At 29.2% G+C, this 15,535-nt stretch carries 17 protein-coding genes; 7 read left to right on the top strand and 10 right to left on the bottom strand.

The annotated features are described in order from the left end of the window. Positions 1–30: 30 nt before the first annotated feature. Together AC5SL3_RS05810 and AC5SL3_RS05805 are read left to right on the top strand one after the other, a co-directional pair. Positions 31–420, top strand: coding sequence for a VanZ family protein (locus AC5SL3_RS05810; protein ID WP_494577893.1), 390 nt, complete (start codon positions 31–33; stop codon positions 418–420). Further along, a complete protein-coding gene (locus AC5SL3_RS05805) occupies positions 407–1,006 on the top strand; it encodes a transglycosylase SLT domain-containing protein (protein ID WP_494576661.1) in 600 nt (199 codons plus the stop codon). Before AC5SL3_RS05810 ends, AC5SL3_RS05805 begins: the two co-directional genes overlap by 14 nt. Here AC5SL3_RS05805 and AC5SL3_RS05800 read toward each other — a convergent pair. Genes AC5SL3_RS05800 through msrA form a run of 4 tightly spaced genes read right to left on the bottom strand, consistent with a single transcriptional unit; the run spans position 1,003 to position 6,255 of the window. Continuing rightward, positions 1,003–4,125 carry an efflux RND transporter permease subunit gene (locus tag AC5SL3_RS05800; protein WP_271499645.1) on the bottom strand — a complete coding sequence of 1,041 codons (3,123 nt, stop codon included), beginning with the start codon at positions 4,123–4,125 and terminating at the stop codon, positions 1,003–1,005. The two genes, AC5SL3_RS05805 and AC5SL3_RS05800, sit on opposite strands and share 4 nt — an antisense overlap. Beyond that, entirely contained in the window at positions 4,125–4,994 is an 870-nt protein-coding gene (locus tag AC5SL3_RS05795) for an efflux RND transporter periplasmic adaptor subunit (RefSeq protein ID WP_494577891.1), read from the bottom strand. The genes AC5SL3_RS05800 and AC5SL3_RS05795 overlap by 1 nt, the downstream gene beginning before the upstream one ends. A gap of 3 nt (positions 4,995–4,997) precedes the next feature. Further along, positions 4,998–5,810, bottom strand: coding sequence for a sulfurtransferase (locus tag AC5SL3_RS05790; RefSeq protein WP_494577889.1), 813 nt, complete (start codon positions 5,808–5,810; stop codon positions 4,998–5,000). Position 5,811: 1 nt separating this feature from the next. After that, entirely contained in the window at positions 5,812–6,255 is a 444-nt protein-coding gene (gene msrA, locus AC5SL3_RS05785) for a peptide-methionine (S)-S-oxide reductase MsrA (RefSeq protein ID WP_006997723.1), read from the bottom strand. A gap of 35 nt (positions 6,256–6,290) precedes the next feature. Between msrA and AC5SL3_RS05780 the strand changes: the two genes are divergently transcribed. Beyond that, positions 6,291–7,175, top strand: a complete 885-nt coding sequence (locus AC5SL3_RS05780) for a DMT family transporter (protein ID WP_271564010.1) — start codon at positions 6,291–6,293, stop codon at positions 7,173–7,175. Then, the gene (locus tag AC5SL3_RS05775) at positions 7,168–7,803 is read left to right on the top strand and encodes a DNA-3-methyladenine glycosylase family protein (protein ID WP_494577887.1); all 636 of its coding nucleotides are present in this window, start codon (positions 7,168–7,170) and stop codon (positions 7,801–7,803) included. The genes AC5SL3_RS05780 and AC5SL3_RS05775 overlap by 8 nt, the downstream gene beginning before the upstream one ends. Here the strand turns inward: AC5SL3_RS05775 and AC5SL3_RS05770 are convergent. Continuing rightward, a complete protein-coding gene (locus AC5SL3_RS05770) occupies positions 7,790–8,086 on the bottom strand; it encodes a DUF1330 domain-containing protein (RefSeq protein WP_494577885.1) in 297 nt (98 codons plus the stop codon). The genes AC5SL3_RS05775 and AC5SL3_RS05770 overlap by 14 nt on opposite strands. Position 8,087: 1 nt before the next feature. Continuing rightward, the gene (locus AC5SL3_RS05765) at positions 8,088–8,984 is read right to left on the bottom strand and encodes a glycosyltransferase family 17 protein (protein WP_494577883.1); all 897 of its coding nucleotides are present in this window, start codon (positions 8,982–8,984) and stop codon (positions 8,088–8,090) included. A 30-nt stretch (positions 8,985–9,014) separates the two neighbouring features. On the opposite strand from AC5SL3_RS05765, the gene AC5SL3_RS05760 reads away from it, so the two are divergent. Further along, positions 9,015–9,551 (top strand): phosphoribosyltransferase, encoded by a 537-nt coding sequence (locus AC5SL3_RS05760; protein WP_494577881.1) that lies wholly within the window; start codon positions 9,015–9,017, stop codon positions 9,549–9,551. 33 nt (positions 9,552–9,584) lie between these two features. Here AC5SL3_RS05760 and AC5SL3_RS05755 read toward each other — a convergent pair whose 3' ends face one another. Then, a complete protein-coding gene (locus tag AC5SL3_RS05755; protein WP_011281527.1) occupies positions 9,585–10,895 on the bottom strand; it encodes an NCS2 family permease in 1,311 nt (436 codons plus the stop codon). Between the two features lie 131 nt (positions 10,896–11,026). Here AC5SL3_RS05755 and AC5SL3_RS05750 point away from each other — a divergent pair, with 131 nt between their 5' ends. Further along, on the top strand, positions 11,027–11,332 hold the full coding sequence (locus AC5SL3_RS05750) for a hypothetical protein (protein WP_494577879.1): 306 nt from the start codon (positions 11,027–11,029) through the stop codon (positions 11,330–11,332). A gap of 47 nt (positions 11,333–11,379) precedes the next feature. Here AC5SL3_RS05750 and AC5SL3_RS05745 read toward each other — a convergent pair whose 3' ends face one another. Together AC5SL3_RS05745 and AC5SL3_RS05740 are read right to left on the bottom strand one after the other, a co-directional pair. Further along, positions 11,380–11,826: an Hsp20 family protein gene (locus tag AC5SL3_RS05745; protein ID WP_271480753.1), complete on the bottom strand. Its 447-nt coding sequence runs from the start codon at positions 11,824–11,826 to the stop codon at positions 11,380–11,382. Between the two features lie 98 nt (positions 11,827–11,924). After that, positions 11,925–14,000 (bottom strand): S9 family peptidase, encoded by a 2,076-nt coding sequence (locus AC5SL3_RS05740; RefSeq protein ID WP_494577878.1) that lies wholly within the window; start codon positions 13,998–14,000, stop codon positions 11,925–11,927. A 17-nt stretch (positions 14,001–14,017) separates the two neighbouring features. On the opposite strand from AC5SL3_RS05740, the gene AC5SL3_RS05735 reads away from it, so the two are divergent. After that, a complete protein-coding gene (locus AC5SL3_RS05735; protein WP_494577876.1) occupies positions 14,018–14,524 on the top strand; it encodes a J domain-containing protein in 507 nt (168 codons plus the stop codon). On the opposite strand, the gene AC5SL3_RS05730 is transcribed toward AC5SL3_RS05735, so the two are convergent. Further along, entirely contained in the window at positions 14,521–15,486 is a 966-nt protein-coding gene (locus tag AC5SL3_RS05730; RefSeq protein ID WP_494577874.1) for a glycosyltransferase family 9 protein, read from the bottom strand. The genes AC5SL3_RS05735 and AC5SL3_RS05730 overlap by 4 nt on opposite strands. Positions 15,487–15,535 lie beyond the last annotated feature (49 nt).

Below are 15,535 nucleotides of genomic sequence, written 5' to 3'. Positions count from 1 at the left end.
GATAAAAGAAATAAAATAAATAAGATTATTATGAATAAGTTAAAAAACTTTTTTAGAATTGGGTTTTATTCCTCAAATATCATATTGATAATATTTTATTTATACCCAGGCAGTATTCTTGGATGGTTTTTGTATAATGGTCGTTATACACAACCTCAAATTACCAGAGATTTTATAATTTCATCAAACCATTTCTATGCTTTTATTTTACTTACAAGTTTAGGAGTACTTTCTTTTCATAATACTAAAAAGATTAATTTTTTAAGTGTTTATTTATTTCTATTATCAATTTTTTTAGAACTATTTCATATTATTATTCCAAATCGTGGATTTGAGATGAGTGATTTATTTGGAAATATTGTGGGTGTAATATTAGTAATACTTATCTATAAGATTATAATTAGGAATGTCAAAACTTAGAAATCATTTTTCAATACTATTAATTATTTTTATTGCTGGCTGTTCCTCAATACCTCAAAACACTTCAAATAGTTGTTCAATTTTTAATGAAAGATACCTTTGGTATAAACATGCCAAAAAAACTGAACAAAAATGGGGAACCCCAATTTATATTCAGCTAGCTATAATTAAGATGGAATCAGACTTTGATTGGCTAGCCAAACCGCCAAGGCAAAAATTATTTAAGATTATACCATTTAAGAGACCCTCTAGCTCATTTGGATATTCACAAGCAGTAAAGGGAACTTGGGAGCAGTATAAAAATGAAACTGGAAATAAATTAGCAACAAGAACAAGATTTAAAGACAGTGTAGATTTTATTGGTTGGTATACCGATAAAACAGAATCTCTTTTAAAAATTTCTAAGAAAGATGCTTTTAGACAGTATCTAGCGTATCATGAAGGGTGGGGTGGTTATAAAGATTATAAGAATAATCAGAAAGTTATAGGTTTAGCTAAAAAAGTAGAAAAACAATCTAATAAATACAAATCACAATTACAAGATTGCCAGAAAAGATTAAATAAAAATAAATATATTATATTTTAACGAAGTTGTTTTTTTAGCTCAATATCAACAGCATCAATTCGTTTCGTATTCTTTGCTAATACCAAATACATGGTTGGCGTTACATATAATGTAAAGAATGTTGATATAATCATTCCTCCCAGAATAGTTGCACCCACAGCTAATCTTGAAGCTTCACCTGCGCCTGGTCCAATATTTCCTATGACCAAAGGCATCATTGCTATCATTGTGCTTATTGACGTCATCATTATGGGTCTAAATCTTAATTGACAAGCTTCCTTAACAGATGTTTCTATATTTTTTCCAGCTGTTCTTAACTGATTGGCATAATCAACAATTAGAATACTATTTTTAGTTGATATTCCAATTAGTATGACAAGCGCTATTTGTGAGAAGATATTAATAGAACTGTTCAAGAATAATATAAAGACCAAGCCTCCAAACAAAGCAAGTGGAACAGTTAACATAATAATAAATGGATGAATAAATGAATTAAAGGTTGCAGCCATTACTAGGTACGCAGTTAGAAATGCTAATCCAAAAATAATAAATAGTTCATTACTAGTTTCTTTTATTTCTTCTGATTTACCTTTCCATGCAATTTGATTAGAGGAGCCAATTTCTTCCATTGTTTCTTCTAAATATGCAATTGCTTCTGTAAGTGTATAAGATTCTGATATATTTGCTGATATTGTTACAGCTCTCTGCCTGTTATATCTTGCTAATTTTTTTGCAGATCCAATTTCACTAAACTCTACTAAATTTGATAAAGAGATAAGTTTACCAGAGCTTTCAGATCTAACAAATATTTTAGAAAGGCCTTCTTGCGATCGTCTATCTGCCAAGTATTGTTGAAGTATAATTGGGTATTCTTTACCAAGTCTATTAAATTTTGTTACAGTTTTTCCACCATAAAGAGTTTCTAAGGTTTTGCCAATTGAGTCTGTAGACACACTTAAATCTTTAGCCTTATTTTTGTTAATTACTAATTTAACTTCTGGTTTATCTCTAGAATAGTCAGATTCTATTCTAGATAAATTTTTATTTTGTCTTAATTTATTGATAACTTTAGACTGTATTTCCTCTAACTCCTCATAAGTACTGCCCAATATAACCATTTGAACAGGTTTATTGTAACTAGAAACTCTAATAGATTGAGGTGATATTGGAAAAGCTACTGTTTCAGGAACAGTCACAATTTTTCCAATTGCTTCTCTCATTATTGTTTGTGAACTTTTATCTCGTTCAGCCCATTCATCTAATAATGCAATTATTATAAAGCTATTAAAAGAATTTTTATTGCTACCAAAGCCTGGCACTCTCATTATAAATCTTTTGTATGGACTATCCTCAGCTTGAAGAAGAGGAATTAACCTTTTTTCAACATCTTCTGCTCTTTTTTCAGTATATTCAAAAGAGCTTCCTTCATCTGTAAATCCTAGAACAAGATAAACACCTCTATCTTCTAAGGGTAATAATTCTTTTTTTGTAATATTAAACAAAACACCAGAAATAATAATAGTGAAGACTATAAATGAAATTATGATTTTTTTCTTATTAAGCCAATACCCCAATGTTTCTTCATAAAATTTTAAGAATGATTTAAAAAATTTATCAAATTTAGTGACTATAAAATTTTGTTTTGGCTCTTTCTTTAAAAACTTACTTGCTAACATAGGAGATAGTGTAAGAGCAACAAAAGAAGACACCACAACAGAAACAGATAATGCTATGGCTGTTTCTCTAAATAATGTTCCTGCAATTCCATCAATGAAAATTAAAGGAATAAAAACTGCAACTAGAATTAAAGTTGTTGCAATGATTGCAAAGCTGATTTGTTTTGATCCTTTATAAGCTGCAACTAATGGGCTCTCTCCATTTTCAATTCTTCTATAAATTGCATCTGTCATTATGACCGAGTCGTCAGTAATTATTCCAATTGCTAAAATAAAACTTAATAAGACAAATATGTTTATTGATAAACCAAACAAATAAAGACCCAAAAACGATGCTATTAAGCTTACAGGTAGTGCAACTGCTGGTACAATTACAGCTTTTATATTACCTAAGAATAAATAAATAATTATAACCACAAGAATAAAAGCGATGATTAAAGTTTTGTATACTTCATCGATAGCAGTGCCCACATATGTTGCCCTGTTAAAAGCTACTTCTATATTTAAATCATCTGGTAATGTTTTTTTAACCTCATCTATTTTTTTATTTATTTCTTTAGAAAGCTCTACAGTTGAAGCGCCACTTTTTGCGTAAATACCAATTCCAACTGTCTTTAAATTCAAGGCATCTTTACTTTGGGCCTTAAAAAGATTTTTTTCTGAAACTGGGCCAAACTCAATATTGGCAATATCCGAAAGTCTTACAACATTATTTATGTTTTTTTTAATAGGTAATGTCTTTAATTTTTCTATATCGTTATATGACTTATCTAAATTTAGTATCAAATCTATGTTGGTAGCTTCTAATGTTCCTGCTGGCAGACTTACATTTTCTTTTCTTAAAGCTCCCTCAACTTCTTGAATAGTTAAATTGTTTGCAGCAAGTTTAATAGGATCAATCCAAACTCTTACACTTAGATCTCTTAAACCACCGGTTCTAATAGTTCCTACGTTCTTAACACTTGAGAACTGATCTACTAAATATCTCTCAACATAATCTCCAAGCTCTAAATCACTCCAGGTTGCAGAAGATACAGCCAGCCACATAGTGGTTGAAAATCCTGCTGATTGTTTGAGAATTTGAGGTGCTGCTGCTTCACTTGGCAATCTATCGACAACTCTTGCAACTCTTTCTCTTATATCATTAGCAGCATTATCTAGGTCTATATCAGGATTAAATTCAACATTAATTGAACTGCTCCCATTTTCTGATGTTGAGTTAATATTTTTTATTCCTTCTACTCCACCTATCACATCTTCTATTACTTGTGTTACTTCCTGATCAATTATAGGAGCTGATGCGGATTTGTAGTCTACTTTAACTTGAACTACAGGTGGTTGTAAGCCCTCAGGCAGTTCTCTTACTGGCAATTGTGAAAAAACAAATATTCCAAAAACAATTAATATAAGAGACATTACCCAAGCAACAACTGGTCTTCTTATACTTACGTCAGTTATAAACATTATTTTTTAATTGGTTTAATTTCGCCTCTTGGTCTAACTTTTTTTAAACCCTCAGCTACAATGTTATCTCCATTAGCTAAACCCGAAACTACTTCAATAAAACCAGACTCTCTTATTCCAATAACAATTTCAGCTTTATTAGCAATATTATCTTCTGCAACTTTATAAACATAAGTTTTGTTACCTTCCATGATTAAGCTTGTATCTGGAATACTCATCGAATTTCTCTCATTATATTTAACAATAATCTCCAAAAGAGAACCTGGTAAAATTTCAAAATTATCATTTTCTAATTTTATTCTTATAGCTAACGATCTTGTATCCACATCAATTCTGCCAGCTGTTGAGTCAACAACACCTGAATAAATTTTTTCACTATTACCTGAAAATTTAACATCAACATTTAAATTTTCTCTAATAAAACTTGCGTAAAGCTCAGGAATATCTACATCTACATAAATTGTCGAGGTATCTTCTAGTTGTATTAAAAGTGAACTTTCAGAAACTTTAATATCATTTGAAAAATCTCTTTTAGTCACCACTCCATCAAAAGATGCTATTAAATTTCTAGTTTTTAATTTTGTTATTAAATCACCTTTTTTCAATTTTCTATTGAATTCTATTGGGTTAACTATTTCATATTTTTCAATTTTGTATGATTTAGTTCTAAAAGGAATTGCTGTTCCATAAGTTGAAACTTTTTGAGAGAAATTTTTTGCTACAACTTTAGTTACTATTATTCCTGGAGGAGGTCTTTTGCTAAACTTTTTTTTAAAATGATTTCCTATCATTGTTCTTCCAACAATTACTATTGTAATAATTAAAAAGAAGGCAAGGATTGCAGTTCCGATTTTTGTAGATCTTTTCATATTTTAATTCTTTCCATATTCACTCCATGATCCGTCGTAAATAGTAGGCATATATTTATTATCTATTAAGGAATAAGCAAGAGCCAAAACTGAAGCGGTAACACCAGAACCACATGTAAATACAATGTTTTTGCCCATCTCATATCCTGTTGATTTAAACTTTTCATGAATCTTTTCTTTACTAATAAATGTATGATCTTGATTTATAAGTTCAGAGAAGGGTAGACAAAAAGATTTTTTGATAGAGCCACTTCGCAATCCTTTTCTTGGCTCAGGAACTTTACCCTCAAATCTTTCTAAACTTCTTGCATCAATAATATTAAAATTGTTTTCTAAAATATTTTTGTTAATTTGGTTTATATCTTTTACTAACTCTTTTTTTTCATTTGCAGTATAGTTAGAGGGAATAATCTTAATTATATCACTAGTGGTTGCTTTATTTTCCTTGATCCATTTTTTTAATCCACCATCTAATACATGGACTAATTCTGGATTGTGACCAAAATAGATAAAATTATACCAACATCTACATGAACTAATTACATCTGAATTATCATAGATAACTATTTGATCATCATTTTCAATTCCCATGCTTGACACAATATTTTCCCATGACTTAGCATCTGTTAACATATGAGGTAGATCGATATCTTTTTTTGAATTTTCATCTAAATCAAAAAAAATTGCATTTTTAATATGATTGTTTTTATATTCATCAAAACCATTACGTTCTGTCTGAGGCATGTGCCATGAGCAATCAATAATTTTTACTTTATCTAAATTTTCTTCTAACCAATTTGTATCAACTAAAGACATATTATCTTTTTTCCAAATATCTCTGATGATATTCTTCTGCTGGACAATAATTTTTTAATAAAGAAGATTTTGTTACAACATTTCCTGATAATTTTAAATTTACTTTTTTTATAACACTCTCAGCAATTTCTTTTTGTCTGTCACTTAGGTAAAATATTTCACTTCTATATTGCGTCCCAAAATCAGGTCCTTGTGAATTTAAGGTTGTAGGGTCATGAATTTCAAAGAAGAAATCTAAAATCTTTTCATAAGAGATAATTTTAGGATCAAAATCTAACTTAACAACTTCTGCATGATTTGTATTGCCAGTACATACCTCTTTGTACGTGACTGTTTTGCTATCACCTCCACAATAGCCAACTTCAGTTTTAATAACTCCTTCAAGTTTACTAAACTTAATTTCTGGTCCCCAAAAACATCCTAATCCTAATACTGCTATTTCCATTGATTATACTTTAATTTGATTTACAAATTATTGCTATGCTAACTAAAAATCAATTAGGTTTTTTGTACATGTTTCTATCTGTATGCACCTTTTCCGTTATGGATTTGCTGGTAAAATGGTCAAGCGACTATCCAACTGGGGAAGTTTTATTTTTTAGGGGTTTTTTTGGTCTGTTGCCCACATATTTTTTAATTCCAAAAGGTAAATTAAAAACTTTTTATACAACTGAGAGATCAAAAGAACATTTATTCAGATGTCTTATGGGTTTAATGGCCTTGATAGCAATAGTTGTTGCGTTAAGAGAACTTCCTTTAGCAGTCGTTGTTAGTTTGTCATATGCGGCACCATTATTTATTACTGTATTATCAATTTTTCTATTAAGTGAAAAAGTGGGTATTTTTAGATGGTTAGCTGTCTTAATTGGATTTATAGGTGTTATTATAATTGCTGAGCCTGGCTTTAAGGGTATGAATTATCTTTATTTCCTTCCTCTAATATTTTGTATTGGAATGGCTTTTGTAACCATCACAATTAGAAAGCTATCAACAACAGAACCTATTTGGCTTATCTCAATTTTTTTTACAATTACTATTTCAATTACTGGCTTGGCCACAATTCCAATGGGATGGAAAATGCCAAATTTTCAAGACTTTATTCTTTTAGCTTTAATTGGAGTAACAGGAGGTTCTGCAAATTTATTTTTAACTCAATCATATAAACTTTCTGAAGTATCTTTGGTGGCACCTTTAAAATACTTAGCTTTGGTATTTGCTATATTTTTTGGTTATTTTATTTGGAATGAGATACCAACTATAAAAACACTAATTGGTGCATCACTTGTAGTTCTTGCCTCTCTTATAATTTTTAGAAGAGAAATTTATCATAAACAAAAAATACCATCAACAACTAGACATGAATAAAAAACCAAAATATTGGAATACTGCAAAAAAATATTTATCTAATAAAGATAAAGTAATGTCCTTATTAATTAGCAGGTACAAATCTCCTTCAGAGGCTGTGCTTACTTCTAGAAAAGATATATTTTTTTCATTATGCAAGAGTATCATTGGACAACAAATCAGTGTTGCTGCAGCTAACTCAGTTTTTTTGAAATTTAAAAAGAAATGTAAAAATAAGATTAATGCAAAAACAGTTTCTAAACTTTCTTCTATTCAACTTAAAAGCTGTGGATTAAGTGGACAAAAGGTTAGGGGAATAAAAAGTTTGGCTAAACAAATATTAGATAAATCATTTAACCCTAGATTAATTCCTAAAATGTCAGATGAAGAAGCTATTATCTATTTATCTCAGTTAAGACAAATTGGAAGGTGGTCAGCTGAAATGATTTTATTATTTACTTATAACCGCTCAAATATTTGGCCTATACAAGATATTGGTCTTTTAAGAGGAATTTCAAAAAATTATAAGAAAAAATATTTACCACCTGAATCTTATGTAAAATTATTAAATAAAAGATTTACTCCATACTGCTCAGTTGCAACTTGGTATCTTTGGAGAAGTATAGATCCAGAACCTATTCAGTACTAAAACCTTCGATAATTTGTAAGTTTCGTTCTGAAGTGTCTTTGGCTAAAGCCCAACTATCTTGATATTCTTTAGAATCGTGACATTTCATAGCTTGTTCGTGACTTGGAAATTCCCAGATTACAGTTCTTGGATAAGTTTCACCCTCTAAAGTTTCAAATTTTCCACCTCTTACTAAGGGTTTCCCTCCATAATTTTTTATTATTTCAATAGCTTTTGAACCGTAATTTTTTAAATTTTCCTGATTATTTATTCTTTTATATAATGCTATCCAGTATACTTTCATATTAGTCCATCCATGTTTTGAGTTGATTTTGATTGTCCTGAATAAATTGAGGTAATTTATTTATGTCATACTTTTCAAGCTTACGTCTTTTATCATCACCATACTTTTTTGATTTTTTGTCACCAAACATATCGTAAATTGTTTCATTATTGTTAATTAATTCTTTGATTTTATCATATCCTAGTTCTTCAGCATCATAATCTCGGTGATGTAAGTATGATTTTAACTTTAACTCAATATCAATAGCATTTTTGATATTTGAAAAATGCCAACCACCATTTTTAATAAATATTTTATTAATATATTTATTTTTAGAAAAAAATGTATCTAAACGCCAGAAAGAGTATTTTTTATTTTTAACATTTCTCAACCATTGAGGGCTTTGTAATTTACTTTTTTTACAAGCTTTCGTTCCATACCATTTAAAATTTTTTAGATATCTATTAAATTTATAATAAAATATTTCCTGCTCAAACATAATAATTTGGTTATTGATTTTTGTTAAGTCTAGTGAATTCAAATTTGGTATTTCATCTACATCAGAGACCAATATTAAGTCATTACCATCTGCTTGCTTGATACCTTCTGATATATTATTTCTTTGATCATTTTCTCTTAAATGTGCATTGTAGATCAATTTATAAGATTTTGTTCCTTCGTTATCAGTATTTTCTAATTTAATAATTTTACTAGGTTTATTTTTATGTTGGATATAAATAATTTTTTCCTTAAATTTTTTAAATTTATTAATATCGAATTTTAGTTGTCTTTTTACACCATTATGAAAAAATTGACTTTCGACTATGACAAAAAAATCAACGTATTTATCTAAAGTATTTAATCTTATATCAAGCAAAAGTTCTTCATCATAAAACATAAAACAATCAAATATTTTCATAATTTTTATTTCTTTTTTATTTTTATTTATATGATAAAAAATTTTATGGCAGATAAATTAATTATCACTTTCGATGAGTATACAAAAATTGTTGAAAAACTAGCAATAGAAATATACAATAATTACAAACCTACTGTATTAGTTGGAATTATGAGGGGAGCGGCTCCCATATTGGATATCCTCTCTAGAATTTTAAAATTACCAATAGCTTATATTGTGATCCAAAGTTATTCAGGAAAGGGAATGGAAGATAAACAAGGTCAATTAATGTTTGCAAGAGAAATTAGTTCTTTAGCTGAGAATAAAGACTTTAATAAAGTTTTATTAGTAGACGATTTATCTGACACAGGATTAACTTTAAACAAAAGTATTGAATGGTTAAAGAATTATGAACCAACTAAAGATTATATAAATGAAGTTAAAACAGCCTGTTTATGGAAAAAAAAATCATCCACATTTGAGCCAGATTTTTGTCCAGTTAAACTAGATTCAGACCCATGGATTGTTCAGCCTACTGAACATTATGAAGAGATGTCTATGGAAGAAATAATTAAGAAAAATAAATAGGGCTGGAATAATTCCAGCCCTAAAAATTACATTTTAAGCAACTGCAAAACTAACAACACTCAAGATTGCAATAATCCATATCGCTGGAGAAGTTGAGGAAAACTTACCAGTAAATAATCTGATTAATGCGTATGATACAAATGCTAAAGCAATACCATTACTAATACTATATGTTAACGGCATAGCAATCATAGCAAGAATAGCAGGAGCTGCCTCACCAATATCATCCCATTCAATATCAGTTATGTTTCTAACAAAAAGAACAGAAACAAATACTAAAGCTGCACCATCAATTTGCTTAGGTAAACTTGTTGCTAAAGGAGCAAAGAATATACAAGCCAAAAACAGAAGACCAATTACTAAAGAGGTCATTCCTGTTTTCCCACCAGCTTTTACACCAGCACCAGACTCAACATAACTTGTTACGGTTGTTGTTCCCATCATTGCACCCGCTACAGTTCCAACACTGTCAGCCATCATCGCTTTTTCAATGTCTTTAACTTTACCATTTTTATCAACCTTACCAGCAACGTTTGCTACTGAAGTTAATGTTCCTGCAGTATCAAAGAAATCAACAAATAATAAAGTAAACACTACAGTTGTCATACCAGCTGTTAATGCTGCTGATAAATCAAAATCAAATAGATAAGTCATTGGAGGTGGTGAGCTTGCAATTCCATTAAATTTAGCAAGTCCAGTAGCCCATGCAATAATACTGAATAGTAAAATACCAATGATGATATTTCCCTTAACTTTCATTTTTTCAAGAACAACCATCAAAATAAATGCCGCACAACCCAATAGAACAAGTGGATCACTCAAGTCACCTAATTGAACTAATGTTACTGGGTTATCAACAACAACTTCCATGATCTGAAGTCCAATTATTGCTAAGAATAATCCTATACCGGCGCCAATTCCTAATTTTAAACTTCTTGGAATTGAATTAATTAACCACGCTCTGATAGGCGTTAATGAAATGATTAAGAATAAAACCCCAGCAACTAGTACGGCCCCTAGAGCTTCTTGAGGCGTATAGCCCATTCCAGCACAAACACCAAATGCAACGAATGCATTAATTCCCATGCCTGGTGCCAAACCTATCGGCCATGTTTTTCCATAAAATGCCATTATGAAACAAGCAAGCGCTGTTGCAACAATTGTTGCCGTGTATACTGCTCCAAATTCAAAGAACCCTTTTTCTGGTCCAGCAAACTCACCTGATAGTATAAATGGATTTAAAAACATAATGTAAGCCATTGTCAAAAATGTTGTTACACCAGCTATTACTTCTGTTTTAAAATCAGTTTTGTGTTTTTTATAGTCGAAATATTTTTCTAACATTGATCCTCCTAAGATTAAGATGGACTAATATTAGATTAATTAAGAAATTACTCTTAAAAATATAAGTTTATCAACATATTTCAACTTATAAGTTTATATTTAAGCCACATTTTGAGTGTTATCATTGATGCATGCATAAATTAAAATTTATTTTAATAAGCTTATTTCTTTTAACTTTTGTTGCCGGCTGTCAAACAATCAAAAATAAAACAGACGCAATTGTTGAAAAAGAAAATGCTAAGTTAAGTGAATACATTGGAAAAACTTCAAGCAATTTGCAAATGGAATTAGGTAAGCCAGATGAAGATTTTAAAAATGATAAAGGTAACTTAGAGCTTGTTTACAACACCAAAAAATATGGAATACTTTGCGAAAGAAGATTTGAAGTAGATTCTAATTCTATAGTGATTGGTTTTGTTTCAAACGGTTGTTTCTAAAAAACTTAATACTTGTGGGGAATGTACCCCACAAGTAAGGTTTTTACTTATTTTATTTCAATAAGTTTTTTCTTTTTATATTCAGGTACAATTCTTTCACAGGCAATTGTTAAAAGACCATCTTTTAATTCAGCACCATTAACTTTCACATCCTCAGCGATTGTAAATGATCTTGTAAATTGTCTTTGTGAAATACCTTTATGAATAATTTCACCATCATCAGATTTGTCCTCAGATTTATCAACTTGTTTTGTTCTTACAGTTAATAAATTGTCTTCAAACTCCACCTCTACATCATTTTTATTAAAACCAGCTAAAGCAACTTCAATAGCGTAGTTGTCTTTTCCAGTTTTTCTAATGTTGTACGGTGGATAATTGGACTGCATGGTTAACCCTCCATTTCCCAGCATATTTTCAAATTGGTCAAACATATCGTCAAATCCAATTGAAAAAGGTCTTAGAGTGTTAAATATAGATAGATCCCTACTTGTCATAGTTTCCTCCTTTGTTAGCAAGGTTAATTTAGTAAGCCCCATTAGGCGACTTACATGTGATATTTAGGAATTAAGCTAAAAATTTCAAGATAGGACGACTAAATTTTTTTAGAAATTTTTAATGCAAATGCATAATCTAGTGCAATTTCTTCTATAGCCCCATCTCTACCTGATTTACCACCATGACCTGCGTTCATTTCAGTTTTTAAAAGTAATAAATTATTATCAGTTTTATATTCTCTTAGTTTGGCGGTAAATTTTGCTGGTTCATCAAACAATACTCTGTTGTCGCTTAAACTTGTTGTGATCAACATATGAGGATAATCCATTTTCTTAATATTATTATAGGGAGCATAAGAATAAATATAATCAAAGTGATCTTTTTTATCTTTTGCATTTCCAAACTCATCAAATTCTCCAACTGTTAAAGGTAAAGAGTGATCTAGATTAGTTGTCAAAGAGTCTACAAATGGTACTGCCATTATAATTCCTAGAAATAATTCAGGGGCTTGATTAACTACGGCACCCATAAGAAGGCCACCCGCAGAACCACCCATACCTATTATTTGATTTTTTGAAGTATATTTATTTTCAATTAAGTATTTTGCAGAAGCAATATAATCTTCAAAAGTATTTTTTTTATTTAGCAGCTTTCCTTCTTTCCACCACTTCATGCCTCTTTCCATACCCCCTCTAATATGGGCCGTAACCCAGATGATATCTCTATTAATCAAACTTAATCTAGTAGCAGAAAAACTAGGGCTCATAGAGCTTCCGTAAGAGCCATAACCATAAAGCAGCAATTGAGCACTTCCATCCATTTTAGTATTTTTATGTCTGGTAATTGTAAGAGGAACTAGTCTTCCATCGTGTGATTTACAATCTACTCTTTCTACAATGTAGTCATCAGGATTATGACCAGATGGGATCTCTTGTTCTTTAACTAATTTTTTTTCTTTTGTGCTTAAATTATAAGAATAAACTCTAGACTGCGTCTTAGGTGAAGAATAACTTATATATATCTCATCTGTATTCTTATCTCTTTGCATTAAAGAGGCACCAGGAACATATACAGTTTCATCAGAAAAAATTAATTCTTCTTCTATTCCAGTTGTAATATTTTTTACAAATAATTTATCTAAAGCATCTGAAGTTTCAGATCTAATGATCCAATTTTTTAAAAATGTTAAACCTCCAATTAGAACCTCATCTTTTGCAGCAATAAAGGTTTTCCAGTCTGGTTTTTCTAAACTATTACTAATGTCTACTTTAAAATCTTCAGCATTTTCATTAGTATGATTGTAAAATTTACCATCCCAAGAATTAACAGAATAAAGAATTCCTCTTTGTCTTTTTTTTATTAATTTAGGTTTGGGATCTTTTTCATTAACATCAAAGTAATATTGTTCAGATGTATTATGGTCTGAAGAGCTGATAAAGAAATATTTATCATCTGCACTTAAACCAATTCCAACCGTAAAAGCTTCACTTTTTTCTTCAAAAATTAATTGATCCTCACTAACTTTAGTTCCTAATTTGTGTCTATAAATTTTTCTTGGTCTATGATTTTCATCGAGTTTTGAATAAAAAACATACTGATCATCTAAACTGAAAGTTATACTACCTGATGTTTCCTCAATCTTTTCAGTAACTAATTTTTTTGTACTTATATCTCTAATATATATTGTGTAATATTCAGAACCCTTTGTATCTAAAGAATATCCCAAATATTTGTCATTAAAACTAACCTCCAAATCACCAACACCAAAGTATTCTACTTTTAGTTTTTCTTTTTCTTCATCTCCATTCCAAATTTCTTCAATATTATTAGTTCCAATTTTTTTCCTTAATTTTATGGAATAATTTCCTTTGGTAGTTGTTTTTGACCAATACTCATAATCAAAATCTTTAAAAGGTAAAGACTCATCATCTAATTTTATTCTTCCTTTGATTTCATCAAATAATTTTTTTTGAATGGTCTTGGTATCTGATAAGTGAAAATCAGTATAAGAGTTTTCTTCTTCAAGATATTTTCTAACTTCAGGGTTTAATTTTTTGCTATCTTTTAAAACCTCCAGGATGTCACCTTGATGTATCCAACTATAATCATCTTCCCAATTAATATTATGACACTTTTTTATTTCTGATTTTTTTTTAAGATGTGGTATTTTCATGGATAGAAATTAAATATATGAATATTATCATTTATACACTAGTTTTTTTGGGAATTGCTTACTTTTTACTTAAATTAGTAGCCAACACTTCATCAAAAAAAATATCAAAAAATTTAAGAAAATTAATTTTCTTAGGTTTGATAATTTTAGCAGTATTATTTGTAGTTGCTGGCAAGTTTTTATTAAGCATTCCTCTAACATTACTCAGCTTAGCTTTAGTTAAGTTAAAAGGGTTTTCAATATTTCAATTAATTGGCTTATTCAGACTTATACAAACACTTAGAAACTCTGGGAGATTTTCATTTAACCAAAATCAAAATGTTAAAAATTCTTCTAAAATATCTATAGAGGAAGCCTACAAAATTTTAAATTTAGATATAAAAAAAAATATTAGTAAAGATGATGTTAAAAATGCATACATAAAAATTCAGAAAAAGATACATCCAGATATTTCACCAGAGACTGCAAGGTTATCGACGATTGTAAATGAAGCTAAAGAGATTGTATTAAAAGATATTTCTTAGTTAAGAATTTTTTTTAATTGATCAAAAATTTTGTCTGGATTAATTTTCTCTTTACCTAAAGTATTATGTGTTACTGTATTTTCTCCATCTGGGATAATTGGATACATTTTTGAACTATAATTCCCATATATTAATGGTGTGTCTGCCATTAAAACAATTGTTTTAATACCAAGTCCTGACGATAGATGACTAAAACTAGAGTCATTACAAATAGAAATATCACAATTTTTAATTATTGGTAAAGTTTCTCTTATACTTAAGTCATCTAAAGGAATACATTTGTCTTTAAATTCTGTATTAAGCATTTCTTTTAAAATTTCTTGCTCTTCTTTATTTTTGCCGGTACTTAAAAAAAACCGACACTTATAAGCATTAGAGATTAAACGAATTAGCTTTATAAATGTTATAGCTGGAATTCTTTTAGTTGGCCCTGATCCACCCATGCCAAGTAAAATATTTTTTTGATCATTGTTGATTTTAAATTTTAATTTTGCATCCTGAACAGATTGATCGTTGATAATAATTTTTGGATCATCCTTTACAATTAAATTTAATTTTTTATCTATAAATTTTTTTGCAGCATCTATTATATGCTGGTTTTTTTTTACAAGTAAGGGATATTGATAAATGTTTTTAATGCCAGCAAACTTTGCAACTAAATAAAATCTAAGTGATGAATTAAAAATAAAAATTTTATCAAAGTTATGTTCTCTAAGTTCTTTTGCCAAGTTTATAAATCCACTAAAACCTTGGTGTCTAGCACCCTTGAGATTGTTACCTTGTTCAAGAATGATTATTTTTTCAATATTTTTATTATCTCTTAAAAATTGTTCTGCTTTTGAACTTTGTTTAGCTAGAATACTTACAGGTGTATTAAATTTTTTTGAAATAGCATCTATAAAAGGTAAGTAGATTACCATATCTCCAATTCCCATTTTATTTTGTACTACTAAAATTTTCATTTAATACTTTATCATCTTTACTAAATTTTTTATTTATATAAGTTTAGCA

Source organism: Candidatus Pelagibacter sp. PS_34 (genome assembly GCF_059417845.1).
Note: the sequence above shows the minus strand (reverse complement) of the source record. Positions and strands in the feature narration are given on the sequence as shown.

What these genes read in the sequence shown, in the direction of transcription:
- AC5SL3_RS05775 (WP_494577887.1), top strand. Translation starts at nt 7,168, where the DNA reads ATGAATAAAAAACCAAAATATTGGAATACTGCAAAAAAATATTTATCT.
- AC5SL3_RS05770 (WP_494577885.1), bottom strand. Translation starts at nt 8,086, where the DNA reads ATGAAAGTATACTGGATAGCATTATATAAAAGAATAAATAATCAGGAA.
- AC5SL3_RS05730 (WP_494577874.1), bottom strand. Translation starts at nt 15,486, where the DNA reads ATGAAAATTTTAGTAGTACAAAATAAAATGGGAATTGGAGATATGGTA.
- AC5SL3_RS05755 (WP_011281527.1), bottom strand. Translation starts at nt 10,895, where the DNA reads ATGTTAGAAAAATATTTCGACTATAAAAAACACAAAACTGATTTTAAA.
- msrA (WP_006997723.1), bottom strand. Translation starts at nt 6,255, where the DNA reads ATGGAAATAGCAGTATTAGGATTAGGATGTTTTTGGGGACCAGAAATT.
- AC5SL3_RS05810 (WP_494577893.1), top strand. Translation starts at nt 31, where the DNA reads ATGAATAAGTTAAAAAACTTTTTTAGAATTGGGTTTTATTCCTCAAAT.
- AC5SL3_RS05800 (WP_271499645.1), bottom strand. Translation starts at nt 4,125, where the DNA reads ATGTTTATAACTGACGTAAGTATAAGAAGACCAGTTGTTGCTTGGGTA.
- AC5SL3_RS05745 (WP_271480753.1), bottom strand. Translation starts at nt 11,826, where the DNA reads ATGACAAGTAGGGATCTATCTATATTTAACACTCTAAGACCTTTTTCA.
- AC5SL3_RS05760 (WP_494577881.1), top strand. Translation starts at nt 9,015, where the DNA reads ATGATAAAAAATTTTATGGCAGATAAATTAATTATCACTTTCGATGAG.
- AC5SL3_RS05765 (WP_494577883.1), bottom strand. Translation starts at nt 8,984, where the DNA reads ATGAAAATATTTGATTGTTTTATGTTTTATGATGAAGAACTTTTGCTT.
- AC5SL3_RS05750 (WP_494577879.1), top strand. Translation starts at nt 11,027, where the DNA reads ATGCATAAATTAAAATTTATTTTAATAAGCTTATTTCTTTTAACTTTT.
- AC5SL3_RS05740 (WP_494577878.1), bottom strand. Translation starts at nt 14,000, where the DNA reads ATGAAAATACCACATCTTAAAAAAAAATCAGAAATAAAAAAGTGTCAT.
- AC5SL3_RS05780 (WP_271564010.1), top strand. Translation starts at nt 6,291, where the DNA reads ATGCTAACTAAAAATCAATTAGGTTTTTTGTACATGTTTCTATCTGTA.
- AC5SL3_RS05795 (WP_494577891.1), bottom strand. Translation starts at nt 4,994, where the DNA reads ATGAAAAGATCTACAAAAATCGGAACTGCAATCCTTGCCTTCTTTTTA.
- AC5SL3_RS05735 (WP_494577876.1), top strand. Translation starts at nt 14,018, where the DNA reads ATGAATATTATCATTTATACACTAGTTTTTTTGGGAATTGCTTACTTT.
- AC5SL3_RS05805 (WP_494576661.1), top strand. Translation starts at nt 407, where the DNA reads ATGTCAAAACTTAGAAATCATTTTTCAATACTATTAATTATTTTTATT.
- AC5SL3_RS05790 (WP_494577889.1), bottom strand. Translation starts at nt 5,810, where the DNA reads ATGTCTTTAGTTGATACAAATTGGTTAGAAGAAAATTTAGATAAAGTA.